At 65.0% G+C, this 20,521-nt stretch carries 14 protein-coding genes and 1 pseudogene; 8 read left to right on the plus strand and 7 right to left on the minus strand.

Going from position 1 to position 20,521, the window contains the following annotated elements; genetic code table 11:
• Nucleotides 1–1,621 (plus strand): annotated as a pseudogene (locus tag VGD20_RS04790) (chromosome segregation protein); the annotation flags it as partial.
• Here the strand turns inward: VGD20_RS04790 and ubiA are convergent.
• From ubiA to VGD20_RS04810, 4 genes are all read right to left on the minus strand, one after another.
• On the minus strand, nucleotides 1,622–2,530 hold the full coding sequence (gene ubiA, locus VGD20_RS04795) for a 4-hydroxybenzoate octaprenyltransferase (protein ID WP_331133354.1): 909 nt from the start codon (nucleotides 2,528–2,530) through the stop codon (nucleotides 1,622–1,624).
• Between the two features lie 89 nt (nucleotides 2,531–2,619).
• Entirely contained in the window at nucleotides 2,620–3,276 is a 657-nt protein-coding gene (locus tag VGD20_RS04800) for a hypothetical protein (protein ID WP_331133355.1), read from the minus strand.
• The gene (locus VGD20_RS04805) at nucleotides 3,273–3,905 is read right to left on the minus strand and encodes a TadE/TadG family type IV pilus assembly protein (protein ID WP_331133356.1); all 633 of its coding nucleotides are present in this window, start codon (nucleotides 3,903–3,905) and stop codon (nucleotides 3,273–3,275) included. Before VGD20_RS04805 ends, VGD20_RS04800 begins: the two co-directional genes overlap by 4 nt.
• Nucleotides 3,902–5,899 carry a pilus assembly protein gene (locus tag VGD20_RS04810; protein ID WP_331133357.1) on the minus strand — a complete coding sequence of 666 codons (1,998 nt, stop codon included), beginning with the start codon at nucleotides 5,897–5,899 and terminating at the stop codon, nucleotides 3,902–3,904. Before VGD20_RS04810 ends, VGD20_RS04805 begins: the two co-directional genes overlap by 4 nt.
• Before the next feature lie 205 nt (nucleotides 5,900–6,104).
• Between VGD20_RS04810 and VGD20_RS04815 the strand changes: the two genes are divergently transcribed.
• From VGD20_RS04815 to VGD20_RS04835, 5 genes are all read left to right on the plus strand, one after another.
• Nucleotides 6,105–6,851: a 16S rRNA (uracil(1498)-N(3))-methyltransferase gene (locus VGD20_RS04815; protein ID WP_331133358.1), complete on the plus strand. Its 747-nt coding sequence runs from the start codon at nucleotides 6,105–6,107 to the stop codon at nucleotides 6,849–6,851.
• A 166-nt stretch (nucleotides 6,852–7,017) separates the two neighbouring features.
• Complete coding sequence (locus tag VGD20_RS04820; RefSeq protein WP_331133359.1) at nucleotides 7,018–8,931, plus strand: proprotein convertase P-domain-containing protein; 1,914 nt, start codon at nucleotides 7,018–7,020, stop codon at nucleotides 8,929–8,931.
• Nucleotides 8,928–11,297, plus strand: a complete 2,370-nt coding sequence (locus VGD20_RS04825) for a hypothetical protein (RefSeq protein WP_331133360.1) — start codon at nucleotides 8,928–8,930, stop codon at nucleotides 11,295–11,297. The genes VGD20_RS04820 and VGD20_RS04825 overlap by 4 nt, the downstream gene beginning before the upstream one ends.
• Nucleotides 11,298–11,349: 52 nt before the next feature.
• On the plus strand, nucleotides 11,350–12,723 hold the full coding sequence (locus VGD20_RS04830) for a glutamate--cysteine ligase (RefSeq protein WP_331133361.1): 1,374 nt from the start codon (nucleotides 11,350–11,352) through the stop codon (nucleotides 12,721–12,723).
• A 158-nt stretch (nucleotides 12,724–12,881) separates the two neighbouring features.
• Nucleotides 12,882–15,149 carry a TonB-dependent receptor gene (locus VGD20_RS04835; RefSeq protein WP_331133362.1) on the plus strand — a complete coding sequence of 756 codons (2,268 nt, stop codon included), beginning with the start codon at nucleotides 12,882–12,884 and terminating at the stop codon, nucleotides 15,147–15,149.
• A 36-nt stretch (nucleotides 15,150–15,185) separates the two neighbouring features.
• On the opposite strand, the gene VGD20_RS04840 is transcribed toward VGD20_RS04835, so the two are convergent.
• Complete coding sequence (locus VGD20_RS04840; RefSeq protein WP_414714542.1) at nucleotides 15,186–16,580, minus strand: methyltransferase family protein; 1,395 nt, start codon at nucleotides 16,578–16,580, stop codon at nucleotides 15,186–15,188.
• 241 nt (nucleotides 16,581–16,821) lie between these two features.
• Here VGD20_RS04840 and VGD20_RS04845 point away from each other — a divergent pair, with 241 nt between their 5' ends.
• Nucleotides 16,822–18,033: a M23 family metallopeptidase gene (locus tag VGD20_RS04845; protein WP_331133364.1), complete on the plus strand. Its 1,212-nt coding sequence runs from the start codon at nucleotides 16,822–16,824 to the stop codon at nucleotides 18,031–18,033.
• A gap of 1 nt (nucleotide 18,034) precedes the next feature.
• Nucleotides 18,035–18,424, plus strand: a complete 390-nt coding sequence (locus tag VGD20_RS04850; RefSeq protein WP_331133365.1) for a polymer-forming cytoskeletal protein — start codon at nucleotides 18,035–18,037, stop codon at nucleotides 18,422–18,424.
• 28 nt (nucleotides 18,425–18,452) lie between these two features.
• Here VGD20_RS04850 and VGD20_RS04855 read toward each other — a convergent pair whose 3' ends face one another.
• Both VGD20_RS04855 and VGD20_RS04860 read right to left on the minus strand, forming a co-directional pair.
• Nucleotides 18,453–20,210, minus strand: coding sequence for a diguanylate cyclase (locus tag VGD20_RS04855; protein WP_331133366.1), 1,758 nt, complete (start codon nucleotides 20,208–20,210; stop codon nucleotides 18,453–18,455).
• A gap of 59 nt (nucleotides 20,211–20,269) precedes the next feature.
• Nucleotides 20,270–20,521, minus strand: a 252-nt coding sequence (locus VGD20_RS04860; RefSeq protein WP_331133367.1) for a DUF1905 domain-containing protein, incomplete at its 5' end; no start/stop codon positions are given.

Here is a 20,521-nt window from a genome sequence, read left to right on the forward strand (position 1 = left end):
GCGGCGCTGGGACGGCTTTGTCACGCGCGGCGACGGCGCCACCGCCACCGAGCGACTGCAACGCCAGAACCGTCTCGACGAACTCGCGGCGCAGCGCCCGCAGGTCGAACTCGGCGTTCAGGAATTTCGCGACCGCCGCGATGCCGCCGCCGCGAAAGCTGCTGAACTGACCGAGGCGGCCGCTTCGGCGCGCAAGGCGCTCGCGCAGGCCGACGAAGCGCGCCGCGCCGCGCTGCGCGCCGCCGATCAGGCGCAGGCCGCGCTCGACCGCCATCGCGATGCCGCCGCGCTGTTCGACCGCCGCCTCGCCGAAATCGCCGAGGCGGCGAAAGAGGCCGCCGAAACGCTCGCGGTGCAGGAAGCCGCGCTGGCCGCGCTGCCCGACGACAGTATCGCGCGCGCCGCGCTGGAAGGGGAAGAGCAAGCCGCCGAACGCGCGCGCACCGACGCCAATGCGGCGCGCGATGCCCTGGCAGCACACGAACGCACGCTCGCGGCGCTAAGCGAACGACAGGCGGTGGTCAGCGCCGAAATCAAGAGCTGGAAAGCCCGCGCGGGCGAAGCCGCACGGCGCGTCACCGAGATGGACAAGCGCGCCGACGCGCTGGCGGCTGAAGGTGCCAAGCTTGCCGACGCGCCCGCACGGCTCGCCGCGCAACGCGTCGCGGCCGAAGCGCAACAGGCGGAACTTCGCGAAAAGGTTGCCGCCGCCGAAGCGCAGGAGCGTGCCGCCGAGGCCGCGCTGCGCGAGGCCGAAACCGCACTCAATGCGATCCGGGAGCGCGTCGCCGCGGCGCGCGAAACCCGCGCCGGCGCGATTGCACGTTCCGAAAATGCCGAGCTTCGCCGCATCGAAATGGGGCGATTATCGGGCGAACGTTTCGAATGCCCGCCGCCGCTGCTCCCGCAAAAGGCCGGGTTCGAAAGCGACGGTGTAGGCGATGCCAACGCCGAATCGGCACAACATGACCGGCTGATCGCCGACCGCGAGCGGCTGGGTCCGGTGAACCTCGTCGCCGCCGACGAACTGGTCGAACTCGATACCGAGCGCGAGAAGAATGCCGCCGAGATCGAGGAACTGACGCAGGCCGTCCACCGCCTTCGCGGGTCGATCGGTAATCTCAACCGCGAAGGACGCGTCCGCCTGCTCGCAGCGTTCGAGGCGGTCAACGGGCATTTCCAACGCTTGTTCACGACGCTGTTCAACGGCGGGCAGGCGCATCTCGAACTCGTCGATTCGGACGATCCGCTGGAGGCCGGCCTCGAAATCATGGCGCAGCCGCCGGGCAAGCGCCTCGGCACGCTCACGCTGCTTTCGGGCGGCGAACAGGCGCTGACCGCGGTGGCGCTGATTTTCGGCCTGTTCCTTACCAACCCCGCGCCGATCTGCGTCCTCGACGAAGTCGACGCCCCGCTCGACGATGCCAATATCGAGCGCTTTTGCGACCTGCTCGACCGCATGACGCGCGAGACCAACACGCGCTACCTGATCGTCACGCACAATGCGGTGACGATGGCACGCATGCACCGCCTGTTCGGAGTGACGATGATCGAGCGCGGCGTCAGCCGGCTCGTGTCGGTCGATCTTGGCGGCGCCGAAGAGTTACTCGCAGCGGAATAGTCAGGGCGCGCTTCCCACGACCAGCATCGCGGCAAACACCAGCAGCCCCGCAAAACGGTTGCTGCGAAACTTCGCCAGCGCATCTTCGCCATTCGCCGGATCGAGCGTGACCACCTGTCCCGTCAGGTGCAGCGCCGCAGGAAGCAGCGCGACGAACACGAGCGGATCGGGGCGCACCATCCACAGCGCACCGGCCCAAAGGGCGAGCGCAGCCGCATAGCACATCGCGACCCCGGCCTTCACATGCCGGCCCATCGCCCGCGCGCTCGATTTCACGCCGATCAGCATATCGTCCTCGATATCCTGCAGCGCATAGATGGTGTCATAGCCGATCACCCATGCGATGCAGCCGGCGTAAAGCAAGGGCAGCGCCAGACCGTCCTGTCCACCCACCGCAACCCATGCGACGAGCGCGCCCCAGCTGAACACGAGGCCAAGCCACGCCTGCGGCCACCAGGTGATGCGCTTCATGAACGGATAACCGGCGACGAGGATCAGGCTGGCGAGCGCAACGATCTGCGCGGGCCGCGGCAACTGGAGCAGTACGAACAGCCCGACGAGCGCAAGAAGACCGGTCCATAGCAGCGCATTTCGCACCGACACGGCACCGCTCGCAACCGGACGCGATGCCGTGCGCGCGACGCGGGCATCGAGGTCGCGGTCGACGATATCGTTGTAGACGCAGCCCGCGCCGCGCATGACGATCGCGCCAAGCAGCATCCACAGAAAGAGCGGCCAGTGGCGGATTGCCCCGCCGCCGAGCGCGAGCGCCCATGCGCAGGGCCAATAAAGCAGCCACCAGCCGATCGGCCGGTCGAAACGCGCGAGCAGCGCATAGGGCCGCGCCGCGGCTGGCAGCATGGCCACGAAACCACCAAGCTGGCTGTCGGGAGGATGGGTGGCAGTCATCGGCAGCCGCGCATGTAGCAGCCGCCGCGCCCGCGATAAATGCCTGATTTTCGAGCCGCGCGCCCGATTGGCGGCGCCCCGGCCGACGCCTAGGTGCAGGCCGACTTGACCCCCGGGCCATAGACTTTGGCGAGGTCGCGCGATTCGCGGATATTGAACGCAGCGGTCGACCGGATGGTGCGCGGCCCCAGCCATTTCCCGAAAGCGAGCGGCTGATATTCATAAACGATCTCGACGAACATCACCGCCGTTCCGGCGGCCGCGGTCACTTCGCGATCCTTGGGGCCCATGCCCTTGAACGAGGTCCCGGTCTTGCCGGTGTCTTCGAGGCCATAGCTCGACGTCACCTTGAGATCGCCGTAGCAGCGCTGCCAGTGGATCCACTGGCCGCCTTCGGGATTGCGTTCGAGGCTGGAGAGGATGATGCGGCCGTGCTTCTTGAAATCGAGCCCTTCGGCCTGTTCCTCGACCCCCGTGAACACTTCGTTGATGTCGAGCTCGCGGATCTGCGGCAGCGACAGCGAGGCCCCCGCGGCGACGCGCGACGCATTATCGGCAGCGCTGAGCCCGATCTGGCTGATGCGCGTGTTGGCGAACGTCAGATAGGCCATTTCGAGCGCGCCGAAGCCAAGCAGGACGAGCAACGGCACGGCGAAAGCCATTTCGATGATGATGGTGGCCCGGGTTTCGCGGACGAACCGCGCGAGCTTCGACCGAATGGCCATCATTTCCGGAATAGTCGTCATTTGGGAACGCATCCGTGGGATCCCCCGTCGGTTGTTACATAGACGATCTGGCTGGTCGAAGTATTCGCACCATAGGGCTGGTTGCGCAGGACGGCGGTCGCGATCAGCGTCGTCTCCTCCGGCTGGCCCAGCATCTTCCAGACCGGGAGCACGCGAGCATATTTCATCTTCACCGTGTAGAGGACGACATCCTCGGCGCCGCCGTTGCCGTCGGTCCCGACATCGTCGTCGCAACTCCCATTGTTGTTGAGATCTTCGAAATAATCGCCCTTGTCGCCGAGAATGCCGTTGCCGCTATCGACCATGACCTCGGGATCACCGATCCGGTCGAAGCTTTCATAGGCTTTGCGCTTGAACTCGAGGGTCGCGTCCTTGAACACATGCTGGACCTGCGCCTTGACCGCATTGTCGATCGCGGTCTGATTGCCGGCATTGCTTTCGAGCGTCGCGTCGCGCGCGGCACCGGACACCGCACCCTGCAGTACCTGGTTCGCGTACATCTGCCACGTATAGTCGAAGAGCCCTACCACCAGCAGCAGGAACAATGGGCCCGCGAGCGCGAACTCGATGACGACATTCGCGCGTTCGTTGCGGCCGAAACGGCGGATCGAGGCGAAACGGCGCATCATTCCGACAGCCGCAATTTGGAGATTTGCCGCGCGATCGCCTGGAAATGATCGTTGAGCTGCGATGCGTTGTTCGCCTGATACGCCTTGCCCGACGAGGCGCATTTGGTGAGCTGGTCGTTGAGCGTCACGCCGAACCCGACCACCCAGACGGTGATATTCTTGGCCTTCGCCTTTTCGCAGAGTTGCAGGAAGCGGTTGTTGTGCCGCGCAGTCAGCGCGCTGTCGCTCGTCCCGCCGACGCGCTTGTCTTTCCACTCATAGCCCTGGAACGACAGATTGCCCATGTTCGGCGCCATTTCGCCATCGGTCATGAAGATGATGTGGCGACTGATCGGACGGCCGTTCGGCGCCGTCGAGTTTTCATCCTTGAACATGCCGTCGGCCGACAGCAGCCGCACGCCCCACACCATCCCGGCGTCATGATAGGTGCCGCCGACAGGCTGGAGCGAGTTGATATAGGAATTAAAGCTCGACCGGTCGCTCGCCTTCTGCGTCGTCAGCTTCATCGCAGGCGCGGGACACACGCCCCAGCCGTTCGACCAATATTTCGAGAAACGCTGCCAGCTGCCGTTCGTGCTGCCATCGCCGCTGACGCTGCTGCTGTTCACCGTGACTTCGCTTGCCGTCGACGGGGTGCTGCCCGGACCGCTGGCAAACGGAAAGGCCACCTCGGGAACGAGCAATTGCCATTTGGTGATGTTGTCGCTGCCCGGCGCGGTATCGACGTCCATGTCATAGGCATCGTCGGGCGCGGTCTCGGTCGACCCGAACGCCTCGGTCCCGCGTTCGATGACGCATCCGCCCCAGGTCGTGAAGATTTTCGCGCCCGCATCGCCGGTGTCGTTTTCGAACGCGGTGCCGCCCTTCGCCTGCGAAACGTCGAAGTTCCGCTTCTGATAGATATATTTATTGTCGAAAACCAGCGTCGGGGTCTCGGTCACCGTCGTCGTGTGCGTCCGGGTGAAGGTCGCGGTGCGGCGCTGCAACGCGCAATAGGCCTTCGTATTCCCGCTCTTGGGAATCCAGCTGTACCGATGCGTATAGTAACGATAGGTCTGGCTGGTATCATAGGTCGTCACGCGATTGCCGTCGCCGTCGACATATTGGTTGGTCTGGTTCGCCGACGGGTTGCCCTGCGACGTCGGCGTCGTGTCGGCTGGCGGGGTCTCCGTCGAGCAGGCCGAGTTGCTGAGGCTCGTGCTGTTCAGCGTCGAATAATTGCCATAGCTGGTGGTGCCGTTCCGGAAATCGTCGTCTTCCTCATAGACCGGGTTGGAATACACCGTCTTCATCTTCGCCGAACGCGACCACAGCTCGGTATTATCCGCCAGCCAGGCGGGGTTCTTGTCATAGAGGATCTTGCCGACATTGGCGGCCGAGCTGTAGGGCACGACCCCGAAACGCAGCCGGCCATCACCGATCTGGGCACCCGTCATCGTGTCGAAAAAGTCCATCGTCGCGGTCTTGAGGGCCGAAATGCGGTTGACCGAGTCGCCCGAATTGGTCTGCGCCATCGACCCGGTGACATCGAGGACCATCATGATGTCGGCGTTGGAGATTTCGAGTTTCGCCGTGCAGTTGGCGGTCAGGTCGAAACCGTCAAAGCTGAATACCTGCATCACCGCGGTAGGAAGATAGGCGCGTGCCGTGCCGACAACGCTCGACGGCCCCGATGCCTGCGAGGTAAAGCTCACCTGGCTGCTGCCATATTTGTCGGTGGGGTAGTTATAGTTGAACATCTTGTTCGCTTCGGACTTGGCCGCGTCCGAATAGGTGGTCCCGGTCATGGCGCGACGCCCGGCGAGAACGCCGGCATCGCAGGCCTGCTGCAAGCGGAGTTGCGCCATATAACCGCGCCCGATGTCGATACCCGATCCGGCCAGGCCCAGAACCGGCACAAGGGCGGCCGCGGTCAGGAAATAGACGTTACCACGCTGGTCGCGCAAAAGCTTGCTGGCGCCCAGCCGCAGCCGGCTGAATACGGTCCCTCGCATAGTCTAACCCCTCTTGGTCCAGACACGCGGCCCACTCAGATGCGTGACTGGTATCCTCGCACCTAGGGGGAAACTGCTTACCAAACCGCTAATCGCGGGGGCGGGGCACCTCGCTTAAATGGCTGATTTGACCCGGATCGGGACAGATTCGCCTTCTTCAGGCAACAGATGCGCAAAATAACGCAGTCTGCTACCGGTCTGTCCCATGCCCGCTACACCCGCCTGGCCGCCCGCCAGTACGCCCCGCCTGTTCATCGACCAACCGCTGGGTCCGGACTCCGCGCCCGTGATCGACGGCAGCGCCGCGCACTATCTGCTGGGCGTCATGCGGCTGAAGGTGGGCGATCCGGTTCTGCTCTTCGACAACCGCAGCGGCGAATGGCTGGCAGTGATCGCTGATGCGGCAAAGCGGTCGCTGACGCTGCGTATCGAACGCCGGACCCACGGGCTCGAGCAGGTTCCCGACCTCTGGTTGTGCTTCGCGCCAGTCAAGAAGGCGCGGCTCGACTGGATCATCGAAAAGGCAACCGAGCTTGGCGTCCGCCGGCTGCAGCCCGTGATCACCGAACGCACGATCGTCGAACGCGTCAAGCGCGAACGGCTTGAGGCACAGATCGTCGAAGCGTGCGAGCAGTGCGGACGCACCGCGCTCCCCTCGCTTGCCGAGCCCGTCAAATTGCAGCAGTTGCTGAAAGACTGGCCGGCGGATCGCGCACTGCTGTTCGCCGACGAAGCCGGCGGCGTACCGCTTGCGGCAGTCGGCGCCCCGGCACCGGCGGCGATCCTGACCGGCCCCGAAGGCGGCTTCACGGCGCGCGAGCGCGACATGCTGATTGCCCACGACGCCGTTCGCCGCATCGCGCTCGGCCCGCGCATCCTGCGCGCCGAAACCGCTGCCATCGCCGCCGTCAGCCTGTGGATGGGGCAGCACGGCGACTGGTCCGAACAATAGCAGGCGCGCCGATTCCGTCCCAACTCCGAACAGAATTGCCGCCAAGTCCCCGATTTTAACCGCATATTAGCTATGTGCGGGGCATAGCGGCACGATGCAACGGCGGGACCAGAGCCGATACCGCTGGCGTGGGGGCCAGTGTTTGCAGTCTGTGCGGGTATGTCTCATGCTCGTCTGGCTGGCGTTGACGCTTGCCAGCAATCCCGCCGCCGCACAGACGACCACCAGCTACAGCAATACGACCACCGGAACGATCAGCGAAACCGCGACATCGTGCACCAGCCCGATGGTGCGGAATTTCACGATCACCGCCAACGCACAGGTCACCGACGTGAATATCGGCGTGCAGCTCACGCACACCTATCGCGGCGATCTTCGCGCAACGCTCGTTTCGCCGTCGGGCACGGTGGTCGACCTGATCAGCAATGTCGGAACGACACCCGACAATCTGAACGTCCTGTTCGACGACAGCGCCGCCGCGAGCGTCACGACGCACACGTCGAACAATGATTCGACGACGACCGCGCCGCCCTATCAGCGCGATTTCCGTCCGCAGGGTTCGCTCGCAGATTTCAACGGCGAGGGATCGGCAGGGACTTGGCGGCTCACGATCTGCGACTCGCTGAACGGCGACAGCGGCGCCTTCAGGCGATCCGACCTCACGCTCACGACGGTCCCGCTCACGCCATATGCCGACCTGTCGCTGGGCAAGTCGGTGAGCAATGCTGCACCGGCGTTCGGGGCCAGCATCAATTATGTGCTGAGCGTGACGAACGCGAGCGGCGCGCCGCTGACCGCGACGGGCGTCACCGTGCAGGACACGCTGCCCGCCGGTTTCAACTTCACCTCCGCATCGGGCTTCGGCAGCTACAACAGCATAACCGGCGAGTGGACCGTCGGCAGCATCCCGCCGGGAACGACGCGGACGCTGACGATCACCGGCACCGTCGCGGCAACCGCGGGCGCGACCGTCACCAACAGCGCCGAGGTGAGCGCGTCGTCGACGTTCGACATGGATTCCACGCCCGGCAACGGCGTGGCGGGCGAAGACGACTTCGATTCGGCCAGCTTCACCGTGTCGGGCTCGCGCGTCGCGGGAATCGCGCCGACGCTCGTCTGCCCGGTCGGCACGACGGTCCACGACTGGGACGGCATCGCCTGGCCCGCGGGCACGACCAGCGGCAATTATTCGCTGGTCGCGATCGGCACGATGAACGTCACGATCGGAATCAGCGGTGGGTCGTTCCTCAACAATGCGACCTATGGCGGCCAGTCGCCGACGCGCCAGAATGTCGTCACCGGCGGCTTCACGCCCGCCCAATATTCGATCTTCCAGATCGTCGACATGGCCAGCCAGGCGGGAATCGTCACGACCACGATGGCGCTGCCGACCGCGGTTCCAGGGGCGCAATTCCGCCTGTTCGACGTCGACTATGCCGCGGGTCAGTTCGCCGACCGGGTCACCGTGACGGGAAGCTTCAACGGATCGCCCGTATCGCCGACGCTGACCAACGGCATCAGCAACTATGTCATCGGCAACAGCGCCTATGGCGATGTCGCATCGGCCGACAACAGCGCGAACGGCAATGTCGTCGTGACCTTTGCCGCGCCCGTCGACACGATCACCATCACCTATGGCAGCCACAGCCTCGCCCCTGCCGACCCCGGGCAGCAGGGCATGGCGATCCACGACATCGCCTTCTGCCGTCCGACCACCAACCTGGTGATCGCCAAGACCAGCAGCATCGTCAGCGATCCGGTGAACGGCGCGACCAATCCCAAGGCGATCCCCGGCGCGACAATGCGGTACTGCATCCTCGTCACCAACAATGGCAGCGCCACCGCGACGGGGATCAATGTCGCCGACCCGCTTCCTCCCGGCACGACCTTCGTCGCGGGCTCGCTGCGCAGCGGCACGGGCTGTGCCGGCGCGACGACGGTCGAGGACGACAATGCCGCCGGCGCCGACGAGAGCGATCCGTTCGGCGCATCGATCGGCGGCACCACCGTCGCCGCCACCGCCCCGACGCTCGCGCCCGGCAACGTGCTCGCGCTCGCTTTTCATGTGACCGTCAATTGACCCTGAAAAATCTCCTTCACCGGCCCTGCGCCATCCTCGCTGCCGCGCTGTCACTTGCCGTCGCGCCGGCCGCGATGGCGCAGCGCGTCATCGTCAATCCGTCGTTCGAATCAAACGATCCGCAGGGTCCGGGCGCCGCCAATTACGAAATCTATTCGAACGGCTCGGTCGTCGGCTGGGATTCGGCGTCGGGCGAGATCGAGCTTTGGGACAGCAATTTCCAGAGCGTGCCAGCCTATGCCGGATCGGTCTTCGCCGAAATGAACGCCAACGTGCCCGGCGCGCTCTACCAGAATATCTGCATGGTCAGCGGCGAGACGATCGGCTGGACCTTTGCCCATCGCGCGCGATCGGGCGGGCCTGCGACGCAGACCGCGCGGTTCCAGATCGCGAACAGTTCGGGCGCGCAGATCCAGGCGCTCGCATCGCAATCCTCGACGGTCAACAATGTGTGGAACGTCAACACCGGATCGACCACCTACACCGGCGCGTCGGGCATCCAGCGCGTCCAGTTCATCACCAGTGACGCAGGCAGCATCGGCAATTTCCTCGACGACATCCGGATCACGCTGAACCCCTTCATCGAACTGTCGACGGCTTCGGCGTCGGGGGTCGAATCGCTGGCGACGACCAACCTGCCGACGCTCACCGTCAACGGCACGCTGTTCGCCGCGCGCACGGTCAATGTCAGCATCACCGGCGGCACCGCAACGCGCGGCACCGACTATACGACGCCGGGGGGCGGGGCGAATTTCACCGTCACCATCCCCGCGGGTACCTATCAGAACGCCGCGGTTCCGCTGGGCATCCAGATCGTCGACGATACCGCGACCGAAGGTAGCGAAACGATCGAGATCGCGCTGAACAGCGGCACCGGCTATACCGTCTCGAGCACGACAAGCTGTGGCGGCGCAGCGCGCACGGCCAGCACCTATACGATCACCGACAATGACTCGCCCGTTGTGCTCGCCAAGAACTGGACGAACGGCATCGCCGGCGATGCGGTCGGCCTGACGATTTCGGGCGGCCTTCTCCCGACCGCGGGAAGCTCGACCGTCGGCGGATCGACGACGAACGCCACGGCGGTTGCCGTCCCGGGTTCGACCCTGGCGCTGACCGAGGCTTTCACGACCGGCGTCGCGGCCAACTACAACAGCAGCCTCGAATGCCGTCGCAACAGCGACAATGCCGTCGTCGCCACTGCGGGCAGCGGCCTCAGCCGGACCGTCGTCATGCCTTCGGGCACCTCGCTGACCTGCACCTGGACCAACAGCCGCAAATCGGCGACGCTCGTCGTGCGCAAGACATGGGCCAATGCGCAAACGACCAACGCGGTCACCGTCGCGACCAGCGGCCTGATCAACAACGCCACCCTGTCCTCGGTTGCGAACAGCGCGAGCGAGACCGACACCAACGCGGCGGTTACCGTCTATGCCGCCGAAAGCGCGACGCTGACCGAAAACTTTACCGTGGGCGACGGCGCCAACTATAATCAGTCGCTCGCCTGCACCGGCAATGCGACGGCGCTTTCGGGCAATGTGCTGACGGTGAACGCCGCCGATACCGCGATCGTCTGCACCTTCACCAACAGCCGCATCCAGCAGCAGCTCAGGCTCGCCAAGCTCTGGTCGGGTGCGACGAACGGCCACAGCGCGAGCGCGACGACGAGCGGCGGCACCGCCAACGCCAGTTTCAGCTCGACCGCCCCGACCGCGACCAACGGCAGCCTCGTCACGGTGCGCGCGGGCGACGTCGTGACCCTGCCCGCCGAAACCTATGGCGGCGGCGCGGTCGCCGCGCTCTATAACGCGACGGTCGAATGCACCGGCGGCAGCCCGCTCGCGAGCGGCGCTCCCGGCCGCACGCTGACGATCCGGGGCAATACGACGACGACCGTCTGCACCTATACCAACGCCTATGTTCTGCCGCTGTCGATCGCCAAGACCTCGGTCGCCTACAGCGACCCGCAGAACGGCACGACCAATCCCAAGCTCATCCCCGGCGGCTTTGCCGATTACAGCCTCGTCGTCACCGCGCCCTCGGGCACCAGCCCGACCAGCAACAGCGTCATCGTCACCGATGCGATCCCGGCGAACCTCGGCCTGTTTGTCGGCACCTATGCCCCCGGCCCCGGCCCGGTGCTTTTCACCGCGGGGGGCAGCGGGCTAACCTATGGCTTCACCAGCCTGTCCAGCACGGCCGACGATCTTGAATTTTCGAACAATGGCGGCACCAGCTGGACCTATACGCCCGTCGCCGATGCCAATGGCGTCGATACCGCGGTCACCCATGTCCGTATCCGGCCGAAGGGCGCGATGGCGCCCGGGTCGAGCTTCACGATCAACCTGCGCGCGCGCGTCAAATAGGGCCCCAGCAACAGCCGATTGCATTCTGTACCGAACCGTATAATGGCGCGATATGAGCACGCGCACCGCCTCGGACAGCAACGATCCCATCGTCGAAAGCCGCGACCAGCTCGCGGTCCCCATGATCAAGGGCGAAAAACCCAAGGACCGCTGGCGCATCGGCACCGAGCACGAGAAATTCGTCTATCGCACCGCCGACCACCGCGCGCCGTCCTATGACGAACCCGGCGGCATCCACGACCTGTTGATGGCGCTCACGCGTTTCGGCTGGGAACCGGTGATCGAGGGCGGCAAGGTCATCGCGCTCGCCGGCAGCGACGGCACCGTCAGCCTCGAACCCGCCGGGCAGCTTGAACTCTCGGGCGCGCCGCTCGAAAATCTCCACCAGACCTGCGCCGAGACCGGCCGCCATTTGAAGCAGGTGAAGGAAGTCGGCGCCGAACTCGGCCTCGGCTTCTTGGGGCTAGGCATGTGGCCCGACAAGACGCGCGCCGAACTGCCGATCATGCCCAAGGGCCGCTACAAGATCATGCTCGAGCATATGCCGCGCGTCGGCAGCATGGGGCTCGATATGATGCTGCGCACCTGCACGATCCAGACCAACCTCGACTATATGAGCGAGGCCGACATGGTGCAGAAATTCCGCGTTTCGCTCGCGCTCCAGCCGATCGCGACCGCGCTCTTCGCCTCCTCGCCGTTCACCGAAGGGCGGCCCAATGGCTATATGTCGTATCGCAGCCATATCTGGACCGACACCGACCCCGCGCGCACGGGCATGCTGCCCTTCGTCTTCGAGCAGGGCTTCGGCTATGAACGCTATGTCGACTATATGCTCGACGTGCCGATGTATTTCGTCTTCCGCGACGGCAAATATATCGACGCCGCGGGCCAGAGCTTCCGCGATTTCCTGAAGGGCGAGCTGCCCGCATTGCCGGGCGAGAAACCACGCCTCTCCGACTGGAACGACCATCTCTCGACCGCCTTCCCCGAAGTGCGCCTCAAAAGCTTCCTCGAAATGCGCGGCGCCGACGGCGGCCCGTGGAACCGCATCTGCGCGCTTCCCGCACTGTGGGTCGGGCTCCTGTACGACCAGGGTGCGCTCGATGCGGCGTGGGATCTGGTGAAGGGCTGGAGCATCGAGGAACAGCAGACGCTCCGCGACGCGGTGCCGAGCGAGGGCCTCGACGCCCCCGCGCCCGGCGGCGGCACGGTGGGCGAGCTCGCGCACCGCGTCCTCGACATCGCGGCGGCGGGCCTTGCAGCGCGCGGCGAGGTCAATTCGATGGGCGATAACGAGGTCGGCTTCCTCGAACCGCTGCGTCGCATCGCCAAGAGCGGCAAGTCACCCGCGCACGATCTGCTCGACCGCTACGAAGGCGCGTGGGGGCACGATCTGTCGAAGATCTACGACGAACTCAGCTTCTAACGGACAATATCGTCCCGAAAGTGCAGCAATTGCGCAACACTGCTGACATGAAAGTCAGCGGTGTGCGCTTCCGTGATTGATTGCGCGCGCGTGGAAAGCCAAAGAGCCTTTGGTTTTTCCACTCTCCCATCGTCAACTCTGTTTCAGGAAGCTCGCCCATGCGCCATTTTCCTTCCGCTACCGCTATAGCTTTTGTCCTCGCCTCCGCGGCCTGGGCCGTCCCCGCCGCCGCGCAGGACACATCGACCGCCCCTGCCGCTGAAGACAGCGGCCTCGGCGACATCGTCGTCACCGCGCAGCGCCGCGAGGAAAGCCTGCAGGATGTGCCGGTGGCCGTCTCGGTGCTGTCGGGCAATACGCTCGACGCGATCACCTCGACCGGCTCGGACGTGCGTGTGCTCGCGGGCCGCGTTCCCAGCCTGAACATCGAAAGCTCGTTCGGCCGTACCTTCCCGCGCTTTTACATCCGCGGGCTCGGCAACACCGACTTCGACCTCAACGCCTCGCAGCCGGTCAGCCTCGTCTATGACGACGTCGTGCTCGAAAACCCGATCCTCAAGGGCTTCCCGATCTTCGACCTCGACCGCGTCGAAGTCCTCCGCGGGCCGCAGGGCACGCTGTTCGGCCGCAACACCCCCGCTGGCATCGTCAAGTTCGACACCGTCAAGCCCGGCAAGACCGGCGGCTATGCCCGCGCCAGCTATGGCCGCTATGGCACCACCCAGGTCGAAGTCGCGGCGGGTGCCGCCGACGACAACGGCTTCTCGGTCCGCCTGTCGACGCTGTTCCAGCATCGCGACAATTGGGTCGACAATGTCGCGACCACGAAGAAGAACGATCTTGGCGGCTATGACGACATCGCCGCGCGCCTTCAGCTCCAATATGAAAACGGTCCCTTCACCGGCCGCGTGACCGGGCAGGTCCGCATCTATGACGGCTCGGCGATCATCTTCCGCGCCAATACGCAGCTTCCGGGCAGCAACAAGCTCGTCGGCCTCGGCGGCGCGGGCACCGAATTCAAGCGCGACGAGGTGTATCAGGACGGGCTGAACTTCCAGAAGCTCAACACCTATAATGCCGGGCTGAACCTCGAATATGATTTCGGGCCGGTGACCGCTTACTCGATCACCTCCTACTGGAACGGCAATTTCCGCAGCCGCGGCGATATCGACGGCGGCTTCGGCAACCAGTTCGCGCCGGTCAGCGGGCCCGGGTTCATTCCCTTCTCGGCGCAGAGCCAGGACAATGTCCCCAGCCTCGACCAGTTCACGCAGGAAATCCGTATCGCGTCGAACAACAGCGGCGGGCTCGGCTATCAGTTCGGTGCCTTCTATTTCGACGAAAAGCTCGACATTTCGAGCTTCGAGTTCGAAAACCCGACCTCCGCGGCCCCGTGGGCGATCGCGACCCAGCGGCAGGACAGCGAAGCCTATGGCATCTTCGGTTCGGTCAACTATGCCTTCGACAATGGCTTCAAATTGCAGGCCGGCGCGCGCTACAACCACGATACGCGCGATTTCGTCGCGGCACGCCCGGTCGAAATGCGCCCTGGCTTCATTACCGCCCCGGACCCGAACACGCCGGTCCCGCCGCAGGCCGCAAAGGTCAAGGGCAAGCTGCTGACGTGGGACGCCAGCGCGACCTATGAGGCTTCGGACGCGGTGACGCTTTATGCCCGCGTCGCACGCGGCTATCGCGCACCGTCGGTACAGGGCCGCCTGACCTTCTCGCGCGTCATCTCGACCGCCGATCAGGAAGAGACGATGTCCTATGAAGCGGGTATCAAGACCAACTTCCTCGACAACCGCGTCCGCTTCAACCTGACCGGCTACTTCTTCGATACCAAGGATCTTCAGCTCACCGCCGTCGGTGGCACGTCGAACCGCGCGAGCCTGCTCAATGTCGATGCCAAGGGCCATGGCATCGAAGCCGAATTGCAGGCGGCACCGGCGAAGGGGCTGACCTTCTCGATCGGCGGCGCATGGAATGTGGCCAAGATCGATGACGCCAACGCCTTTGTCGCGGGCTGCTCGGCGCCGTGCACCGTACTCGATCCGCCGCGCGCGGGCAGCCCGGGCATCTTCTCGATCGACGGCAACCAGCTGCCGCAATCGCCGAAGTGGACGCTCAACTGGACTGCGGGCTATGAATTCCCCGTCGGCAACGGCGCGGTCTACGCCTTCACCGACTGGTATTATCGCTCGAAAATCCAGTTCTTCCTCTATCGCTCGGCCGAATTTTCGGACGACAAGCTGCTCGAGGGCGGCGTTCGCATCGGCTATCGCACCGACCGCTTCGATATCGCGGCCTTCGGCCGCAACATCACGAACGACGCCTCGCCGACCGGCGGGATCGATTTCAACAATCTGACGAGCTACGTCAACGAACCTCGCATCTATGGCATCGAAGCGAGCGTGAAATTCTGAGAAAAAAGGCGGGCGCGTTTATCGCGCCCGCCCGTTTCAGGCCACCGGCCCGATGCGCGGGTCGGGCTCGAGCCGGATCAGCGGGCGCGCGCGCCCGGTGAGCTTCGCGAAGAAGCGGGGCACCGGCGCATTTTCCTGCGCCCAGTTCCAATAGGCGACATAGGCGGGATCGGCGAGGAGATGCTTCTCCTCGGTCTTCGCGCGCCAGTAATAGACGCCGCTGACGAGACCCAGCAGGATGACGTTCCGCGCGCCCTCGACCCAGCCGCCGGCGGTGACGAGGAACGGCATCGCGCCGACCCACCAGCTCAGATTCTTCGAGATATAGGCGGGGTGGCGCGTGAGGGCATAGGGGCCGTGCGTAATCACGCCGCGATGCGTCAGGTTCGAGAAGCGGATCCCGAAGGCCATCGTTGCCCAGCTGTAAATCGCGGTCAGCCCGACAAGTATGAGCGCCCAGACGATCATCACATTGTCATGGCCCTCGAGCCAATAGCCCCAGTCGGATCCGTTGACCTGATAATCGAGCGGACCGCCGTTCATCAGGATGAAGGGCGGATAGCAGACGAGCGCTGCGACCCACGCCATGCCATAGGGATTGGCGGTGCGGATATGCGCGTCGAGCGGCTTCAACGTCAGGATATAGCCGACCGTCGCGATATGGACGTCGACCAGATAGAGGAAATTGATCGCCCACAGCCCCGTCATATAGGGATTGGCGAGCACCTCGCTCATCGGAACGGTCACCAGCGACGAGAAATTGCCCGGCACGATCGAGAGCATGAAGGCGGTGAAAAAACCCTTCACCCCCCACGCGCGCAAATGATGGCCGATCGCACGGCCGTCGACGGGCTGACCCGGCGCGATCAGCCAGCGCCCGAATTGCCAGCAGCCATCGCGCGGTTCGGTCATGCGGCGATCGAGCCACAGCATGTAGGGTACCGAGACGAGCAGCAGCCACGGCGCGACGGTTTCGAGCAGGTTCATCGAGAAGGCGTAATTGCCCTCCCAATAATAGCGCATCGTTGCATAGATCAGCGCGATCAGTCCCCACGTCGCCCACATGCCGGCGAGCTTGGTCAGGCTGATATCGATGGTCTCACGCCAGGGGCGGCGCAGCGCCCAGTCGATTCCGGTCGACGGATTGCGGTGCACCTTGTCGACCAGCACCGACCACAAGACCATCGGCAGGCCGCAGGCGAGGACGCTGGCGATCGCCGAATTGGGGCCGTCCATCGGACCGCGACCCCAATCGATGCCGAGGAAGCCCGCTATCTGCGGCGCGAAACGCGCGATCAAAAGATAGCTGACAAGGCCGGCAAGCCCGACGATGCCGACGCCGGCGCTGACCGCCGAACGCGGACGGACGCCGGCCGGGGTCGACTGGCCGGTGGGCGATTCGAGGGCGCCGGATGGAGCGGATTTGGCCATGATATTCACCCGCTTAGCCCTAGCTAAAAATGGTAAGCAAGCCGTCAATGAAATTGGCCGATTCGCGCGCTATTTACTGCAAAAATGGCAGTATTTACCGGCACTGACACCGTTCACCGCACGATGGTTTCGACTCGGCCCGAGTCGCGTCCCAAAGATTCGCGGAGTCGCCCTGCGGCTGATAAGGCGCCATCCAAGTCGGGGCGGAGGGCTCCATTTAAACATAAGACGGGGTCGTAACTTGTCTTCCAAAACGACGGGCCTGCGCCATTGGCGCCAGCGCTTCAATGCGCTGTTCCAGGACCATGAAATTTTCGTTCGCACGCACGGCCATGTACGGTTTCTGCGTGTCAGTGCGGTCTGGCAAAAGCGCGTTGCGCTGATTGCCGGGCTCGTCCTGCTGGCCTGGGCCGGCGCGACGCTCGCGATTCTCGTCAACCAGCTGCTCACTTCGGGTGAGCGCGCTGCCGTCGCGCAGCAACAGGCAGCTGCTGCTGCGTCCGAAGCACGCATCGCGAAATATCGCGACAATGTCGCCGAGACCGCCGCCGATCTCGAAGACCGGCAAGAGCAGCTTGAGGAATGGTCGAAAGCCCATTTCGGCGTCGAACCCGCCGCGGTAACACCCGGGGCTCACACCGACGGCGCGACGCCGGTCGCCGAAAAGGTTCCGCTCAAGACCAGCGCGGTGATCGACCCGAACCTGCCGCCCGAAGCGCAAATCCTCGCGCGCCTCGAAGCACGCCAGGAAGATTTCGCGACCCGCCTGCTGACCGCCGTCAACGAACGCGCGGCGAAGGCCGAAGGCGCCGTCGCCAAACTCGGCATGAATCCCGCCGCACTGGTTCGCAGCGCCGCGACCGGTCGCGGTGGTCCGTTCATCCCCTATCGCAGCCACACCGGCCGCGCGAGTTCGCTCGGCAAATCCTTCGCCGCACTCGAAAGCGCGCTGTTCCGCATGGAAGTGCTCGAACGCACGCTCGTCGCGATCCCGTCGGGCCAGCCCGCCAATGTGCTGATGCTTTCGTCGAGCTTCGGCTATCGCAGCGATCCGTTCACCGGTGCCGGCGCGATGCACGCGGGTCTCGATTTCCCCGGCCCGATGGGCACCCCGATCCTCGCCGCCGCTCCCGGCCGCGTCGTCTATGTCGGGCAGAAGTCGGGTTACGGCAATGTCGTCGAGGTTGATCACGGCCAGGGCATCCTGACCCGCTACGCCCATTTGTCGGGATTCACGTCGAGGGTTGGCGCACAGGTCGCTGCTGGCGAGCAGATCGCCAAAATGGGCTCGACCGGGCGTTCGACTGGCAGCCACCTGCATTTTGAAGTTCGTTTGAACGGTGTCGCGGTCAACCCGCGCCGTTTCCTGGAGGCCAAAGCCGATGTTCTCGAAGTCAAAGACGACGCCCGACAGCGAGTCGGTTCCGTCGCTGCCGTCCGTGGTGCCCGCTAAGATGGCAACCGGCGCGCGTCATACGACCTTTTCGATCCTCGGATCGGACGTGGTCGTCACCGGCAATGTCTCGGCCAGCGTCGACCTGCACGTCGACGGCAAGATCGAGGGCGACCTGAAATGCGCCAACCTCGTCCAGGGTGAGGCGAGCGAGATCAAGGGCTCGGTGGTCGCCGAAACTGCGAAGATCGCGGGCCTGCTCGACGGGGCGATCGAAGCCAAGACGCTGATCGTCCACGCGACCGCCCGGATTACCGGCGACGTGATCTACGAAAACATCACGATCGAAAATGGCGGCAAGGTCGAAGGCAAGCTCAGCCATCGCCGCCATGGCGCGGCCAAGGCGCCGCCGCCGCTCGAAGTCGTCGAGAACAAGGCGGTCGGTATCTGACCGGGAGCGCCGCGCCCGCGCGCAGCGCTCAATTCGTTATCGCGATCTCGCGGTCCTGCGGGAGTGCGGGTACGTCATGGTGCCGCTCGACAACCACCTTGTTGCGACCGCCGCGCTTCGCATCGTAGAGCGCACCGTCGGCCAGCCGGTAGAGCTGCTGGAAATCGCAGGCGGGTTGCACTTCGGCAACGCCGACGCTGGCGGTGACCAGCCTTTCGCCGACCGCCTCCTTGTGATCGCAGGCCGCGATCCCGCGCCGCACGCTTTCGGCAAAGCGGCCGAGGATGATCCCCTCCATCCCGATCGTCAGCAGGCCGAACTCCTCGCCGCCGAGCCGGGAAACGGTGCACATCGGCCCTTCCCACCGCTCGATCCGGCGCGCGATGCCACACAATACGACGTCGCCCGCATCGTGGCCGTAGATGTCGTTGATCGATTTGAAGCGGTCGATGTCGACAAGCAACAAGGCGGCAGGCAGATTGTCCGCCCGCGCGCGTTCGAGAAGCGGCGTCACGCTGTCGACGAAGCCGCGCCGATTGGGCAGGCCGGTCAACGGGTCGCGCCGCGCGAGTTGCTGCGCCTGCGCTTCGGCGGTGCGCGCATGGTCGCGTTCGATCCGGAGATCCGCGAGCCGGCGCGTCGCGGCGGCGGCGAGCCACAGCGCCTGCCAGGTCGCCGCGACGAGCACGAGCAGCTTAGATCCGCCGCCCCAGAAGCTGTCCTCGACGTCGACGATATGGATGAAGGCGAGCATCGCCATCGGCAGGCCCCACGCGGCGAGGAAATCGCGCGCCTCGACCGAACCGCGTCGCCACGCCCGGCCGAGATAGACGGCAACGATCAACAGGTCGACGATGATGACCAGACCGAGAATATCGGCCAGCGGCCCAAGACTGCCGCCGCGGATCAGCGCAAGCGGGATGCCCGCAAGCCCGACCCCGAGACCCAGGACGAGCACGGACGTCCTCAGCCCGCGGGATACCTTGCCGCGATCGACCGCCGTCGCCGCGCTCATCGTCGCGAGCGCGATGGCGAGACAGGCGAGAAAGGTACAAATCTGCGCCGACACGGTGCCGGCCATTCCCGGCAGAAGCGCGAGATGGATTTGCGACCAGAGGCCACCCCACAGCAGCATCGTGCCCGACCATGCTGCCTGCCACGCCAGATATTGCCGGCGCACCGCGAAAGCGAGCGACAGGCTGTAAATGCAGCTGATCAGGAGCAAGGTGAGCGCGGCACCGACGGCAGCCGCCATGCCCGCCGACTGCATCCCTGCTTCGCCCTTCGGAAGGATGCGGGCGCGGACGAGCTGGTGACTCGAAAGACCATCGAAGCGCATCGTGACCGCGGTTAGCGGCACGCCGCGGTCGGGGGCCTCGAACAGGATCTGGCCGCCGGCGCGCCAATGCGGTCCATAATTGCCCGCGCGCACCTGCTGCCAGCGGGTTGCGCCGTCGGCGTAGGAAAAAGCGACTGCGAGCCGGTCGAACCGCGAATGATGGACCATGAGCGCGACGTCGTCGCGCCGGGCGCCCGGCCCATCGAGCGGAGCACGAAGCCACAGGCTTTCCTGCTGATAATCCGCCGGGGTTCCGCTGCACGAAAAGCGAAGCGCCGACAGATGATGGTCGGGATCCCCCGCTGCGCTCGCTGCATGGCAAAGGTCGCGGTCGACGTCGAGCGGCGTGGCACCAGCGGGAGCCGTCCAGAGCGCGCAGACGAGGATCGTGAAGCCGAGCGCCAGCCGGCCGCACAGATTCGCCACAAGATCGCCCGCCCCGTTCATCCCCGCCCTATCGCACCAATATGTTAGGAAATGTATATCATCATACGGAAAACCGCGCCTCAGCGCCGGTCGGCGCGGCCGATTCGCATCCGCACGTCGATCCGGTCGCCGAGCCCGACGCCCTCCGACCGCTGCACGGCGACCTTGATCGGCAGCAGGTAGGTCCCGTCGCGCGGGAAAAGCGATGTCGTAAACTCGGTTGTCCCGATCGTCGCGACCACGGGCACGACACCCCAGCCATAGCTTTCGGATAGCGCCGCGTAGCGCACTTCGCCGACAAGATGTTCGGGGACCGGCGCGAACAGAAAGGG

The sequence above is a fragment of the Sphingopyxis sp. genome (assembly GCF_036402335.1).
GTDB lineage: Bacteria > Pseudomonadota > Alphaproteobacteria > Sphingomonadales > Sphingomonadaceae > Sphingopyxis.

What these genes read in the sequence shown, in the direction of transcription:
- VGD20_RS04850 (WP_331133365.1), top strand. Translation starts at nt 18,035, where the DNA reads ATGGCAACCGGCGCGCGTCATACGACCTTTTCGATCCTCGGATCGGAC.
- VGD20_RS04800 (WP_331133355.1), bottom strand. Translation starts at nt 3,276, where the DNA reads ATGACGACTATTCCGGAAATGATGGCCATTCGGTCGAAGCTCGCGCGG.
- VGD20_RS04810 (WP_331133357.1), bottom strand. Translation starts at nt 5,899, where the DNA reads ATGCGAGGGACCGTATTCAGCCGGCTGCGGCTGGGCGCCAGCAAGCTT.
- VGD20_RS04815 (WP_331133358.1), top strand. Translation starts at nt 6,105, where the DNA reads ATGCCCGCTACACCCGCCTGGCCGCCCGCCAGTACGCCCCGCCTGTTC.
- VGD20_RS04830 (WP_331133361.1), top strand. Translation starts at nt 11,350, where the DNA reads ATGAGCACGCGCACCGCCTCGGACAGCAACGATCCCATCGTCGAAAGC.
- ubiA (WP_331133354.1), bottom strand. Translation starts at nt 2,530, where the DNA reads ATGACTGCCACCCATCCTCCCGACAGCCAGCTTGGTGGTTTCGTGGCC.
- VGD20_RS04855 (WP_331133366.1), bottom strand. Translation starts at nt 20,210, where the DNA reads ATGAACGGGGCGGGCGATCTTGTGGCGAATCTGTGCGGCCGGCTGGCG.
- VGD20_RS04805 (WP_331133356.1), bottom strand. Translation starts at nt 3,905, where the DNA reads ATGATGCGCCGTTTCGCCTCGATCCGCCGTTTCGGCCGCAACGAACGC.
- VGD20_RS04840 (WP_414714542.1), bottom strand. Translation starts at nt 16,580, where the DNA reads ATGGCCAAATCCGCTCCATCCGGCGCCCTCGAATCGCCCACCGGCCAG.
- VGD20_RS04820 (WP_331133359.1), top strand. Translation starts at nt 7,018, where the DNA reads ATGCTCGTCTGGCTGGCGTTGACGCTTGCCAGCAATCCCGCCGCCGCA.
- VGD20_RS04835 (WP_331133362.1), top strand. Translation starts at nt 12,882, where the DNA reads ATGCGCCATTTTCCTTCCGCTACCGCTATAGCTTTTGTCCTCGCCTCC.